The 2,435-nt window shown below is 64.9% G+C and carries 2 protein-coding genes; both read right to left on the bottom strand.

Annotated elements, in window-relative coordinates:
- Window positions 1-14: 14 nt before the first annotated feature.
- Window positions 15-794, bottom strand: coding sequence for an SDR family NAD(P)-dependent oxidoreductase (locus IC66_RS0138770; RefSeq protein WP_038951129.1), 780 nt, complete (start codon window positions 792-794; stop codon window positions 15-17).
- A gap of 383 nt (window positions 795-1,177) precedes the next feature.
- Window positions 1,178-2,435: NAD(P)/FAD-dependent oxidoreductase (locus IC66_RS0138780; protein WP_049806744.1), on the bottom strand; the 1,258-nt coding region annotated here is incomplete at its 5' end.

Here is a 2,435-nt window from a genome sequence, read left to right on the forward strand (position 1 = left end):
GAGAACTCGCGCTCCTACTTCTCCTTCACCGGCACCGTATAGTTCAGGATCAGCCTTCCGCCATCAGGATAGATCGTCTGCCCGGTGATGTAGGACGCATCGTCGCTCGCCAGGAACGCGACGACAGAGGCCACCTCGCTCGGCTCACCGCCGCGGCCAGCCGGGGTGCGCGACATCACGGTCTTGCGGGCGTCCTCGGAGGTGTAGATGGACGATGCCACCATGTCGGTCAAAATCGTGCCCGGCCCGACCGCGACGACGCGGATGTTGTGCGGGGCGAGCGCGACGGCGGCGACCGAGGTGAGCTGCTTCATGCCACCCTTGGACATCGCGTAGGTTGCCAGCGCCGGGATCGCCAGCAGCGCGTTCACCGAGGACATGTTGATGATGACCCCGCCGCCGCCTTGCGCGATCATCTGCTTGGCGGCGGCCTGCACGCCGAAGAACGCGCCCTTCAAATTGATGCCGATGATCTCGTCGAATTCCTCTTCGGATATCTCCAGGATGTCCCGGTTGCGGGCGACGCCGGCATTGTTGACCATGATGTCGAGCCGGCCGAACTCCTTCACGGCGGTGGCGACGAGCTGGTCGACATCGGCGCGCTTGGCGACGTTGCCGACGACGGTGCGCAAGGCCTCCGGATGTCCGAGCTCGGCCGCCGTCTTGGCGAGGCCCTCGGCATCGACATCCGAAATCACGACCTTGACGCCGTCATCCAAAAATCTCTTCGCGCAGGCCTTGCCGATGCCGCGCGCTGCGCCAGTGATGGCGGCGACCTTACCGGATAGCTTCATGGTCTCACTCCAGACAAGAGAACCTCAATTCGCCGCCGACCTTGCCGTCGCCGGCATGTAAATCTGCGCGTAGCCTTCCTTGATCGCGGCGGTGATGCGGTCGAGGCCGAGGCGGCGGTCGATGTGCTTTTCCAGCACGGAGACGCAAGTAACGCGTAGCTCACGGCCATCGCCTTGAGCTGTTCATAGACGCGATCGACGATGCTGTCGGAAGCGAGTTCCACGTTGCTCTTCATCAGCTGCATTGATGCCCGGACACAGCTCTATATACCGGGGGCGCGTGGACGAAGGCAATGCACACGGCAGCGCTACCAGAGATTGTTCAGGCCTTTGCGACGATCGGAATCCGGCAAGACGCGCGAGCGCAGTCCGGATGCACGACCTCAGAGGAAGCGTTCAGGCGCAAACGGCGCCAGCGGAATCTCTGGCGCCTTGCCGCTGAGCAGCTGCGCGACGAGCCGCCCGGTACGGGCCGAACCAACCAGGCCAACATGGCCGTGGCCGAAGGCATAGACGATGTCGCGCGAGGCGCGCGCATAGCCGATGCAGGGACGTCCATCCGGCATGCTCGGCCGATGCCCGAACCAGGTTTTTATGCGCGAAGGCGGAATATCCTTCGGAAGTTTTGGAAACATACTGATGAGGTGGTTGCGCAGGATCTCGGCGCGCTTCCAGTTCGGCGCGGCCTCGAGGCCGGCGATCTCGACGGTGCCGGCGGCGCGCAGGCCCTTGTTGGTCCAGTTCACCACCATCTTGGCGTCGGATGCCATCATCGAGCTGCGCGGACCTGACTCCGGGTTCTCTATCATGACGTGGTAGCCGCGCTCGGTCTCGAGCGGCAAGGGATCGCCGACCGATGCGGTGAGCTGCTTCGAGCGGGCGCCGGCCGCGACGACGGCAGCATCACAGGCGATCTCGCCGGTCTCGGTAAGGACGGCCACGAGCTTGTCGCCATTCAACCTCAAGCCGGTCGCCTTGGCCCGCACATGCGTGACGCCGCTGGCGATCGCATGATTGGCAAGCGCCGCGACATAAGCACCGGGATCGCGGCAGCGCCCGGCCTCCTCCACCACCACGCCAAAGGTGTAGCGCGGATGCAGATCGGGCTCGCGCTGGCGCATCTCGTCGGCGTTGAGCTCCATCCACTCGACGCCGACCTTCTTGCGCAGGCGCCAGCCGAGATCGTTGTCGAAATTGACGCGCGACGGAAACACATGCATCACGCCATTGCGCTCGATCAATTCAGAAACGCCCGCTTCTTCCGCCAGCTTCCGGTGCAGCAGCGGCGCGTCCCTCAACAGGTCGCGCAGGGCAAACGCCGTCTTCTCGACCCGCGCCTCGGTCCAGCCCGAGAGCAGATATTTGACCAGCCAGGGCAGCGCTTTCGGCAAATACGACCAGCGGATCGCGAGCGGCCCGAGCGGGTCCATGAGATAGCCCGGCACCTTCTTCCAGATGCCCGGCTCCGCCGGCGGGATCACCGAATGTGACGACAGCCAGCCGGCATTGCCATAGCTCGCCGCCTGTTCGCCGCCAGGCTCGCCCGGATCGATCAGCGTGACGCGATGGCCCTCGCGCAGCGCCTCGATCGCGCTGATGACACCGACAGCGCCGGCGCCGATGATGGCGACGTGGCGGCCG

Source organism: Bradyrhizobium genomosp. III (assembly GCF_000261705.1).
Classification (GTDB): Bacteria; Pseudomonadota; Alphaproteobacteria; order Rhizobiales; family Xanthobacteraceae; genus Bradyrhizobium; species Bradyrhizobium ottawaense.